The following is a 1,345-nucleotide window of genomic DNA, read 5'->3' on the forward strand; positions in this document are numbered from 1 at the left end:
CAATCAGGAGCAGAGGTTACAGTTCTTTTACCAAGGCTTATACCAAGCCCATTGTTTAAGATATTTTTCGCTGCATTTATGTCGCGGTCATGATGTGTTTGGCACGAAGGACACGTCCATTCCCGGATGTCTAACGTGTGTTTCCCATCATCATGCCCACAATGAGAACAGATTTGTGAGGTCTTGTGGGGATTAACGACAATAAGCTGTTTCCCATACCAAGCACATTTGTACTCAAGCATCCGGCGTAGTTCCCGCCAGGCTTGGTTTGCGATGGACCGTGCCAACTTGTGATTGTGCAGCATGTTTTGGGTTTTTAAATTTTCAATAACGAGCAGATCATACTTTTTAACCAGTTGCGTTGTGATCTGATGCAAATAATTCTGGCGTTGATTGGCGATTTTTTCATGATAGTTGGCTACCATTAACTTAGCTTTTTGAACGTTTTTAAAATCGGAAAGCTGCCTTGGATGGAGCACGTGATTGCGGTTGTCCCAGGCCATTTCTTTTTTCGCTCGTAAGCTGCGTCTTGCGAATCGTTTTTCCCAATAACGCTTTTTTGGGGCGAGCTTTTTATCAAACCGAATACTGGGGAATCTAATGCCATCCGAACCGATGAGCAAATCACTGACGCCCATATCTAAGCCGATTTGCTTATTTGTTTTCTCAAATGCTTGGTTTTCGCATTCGACGAGTAAGACGGCGTAGTATTTACCGGTAAACGATTGTTTGATCGTCACTGATTTAATGGTATCGGGGATGGATTTTCCTGTTTTAAGACGCATCACGCCTAGTTTGGGGCATTTTAGGTAATGAGGTGCGACCTGCCTTATGTTCTGACGGACGCATTTCGATTGATAGGATTGCTTTAAAAACTTCTTTGACTTGAACTTTGGGAACCCGCGCTTCTCTTTAAAGAATTTTTTATAGGCTTCAATTAAATCATGATTGGTGGCTTGAAGGCTTGTACTTTCCGCATTTTTTAACCAGGGGAATTCGTTCTTCAATGCCGGAAGCAAAAGATTTAAGGCATAGGCATTTAAAAATGGGGCTTGTGGGTTGTTTTTATAGCGCTCGATCAGCATGTTCAGCATTTGATTCCAAACAAAGCGGTTATAACCAAAGTTTAAGTGCATCATTAATTTCTGTTTTTCGTTTGGGTAGATGCGTACTTTAAGTCCTTTTAAGGTCATGGATTCACCTCTTTTCACGACTTAATTATAGCACACATGTTCGTTTTTTAACAACGATTTAAACAGTTACCAAACAAAGAACGGAGACCCTAGACGCCGATTCATCTCGGTAATGAATTGCCGAGTTTTCTCAGGCTGGTCTCCTCTATAAA

General features: G+C 41.6%; 1 protein-coding gene. It reads right to left on the reverse strand.

Annotated features, from left to right (window positions below; translation table 11 throughout):
- Positions 1–1,193, reverse strand: a 1,193-nt coding sequence (locus tag SIN01_RS14720; RefSeq protein WP_141306175.1) for an RNA-guided endonuclease TnpB family protein, incomplete at its 3' end; no start/stop codon positions are given.
- Positions 1,194–1,345: the final 152 nt, after the last annotated feature.

It is taken from the genome of Sporolactobacillus inulinus (assembly GCF_006539285.1).
Lineage (GTDB): Bacteria > Bacillota > Bacilli > Bacillales > Sporolactobacillaceae > Sporolactobacillus > Sporolactobacillus inulinus.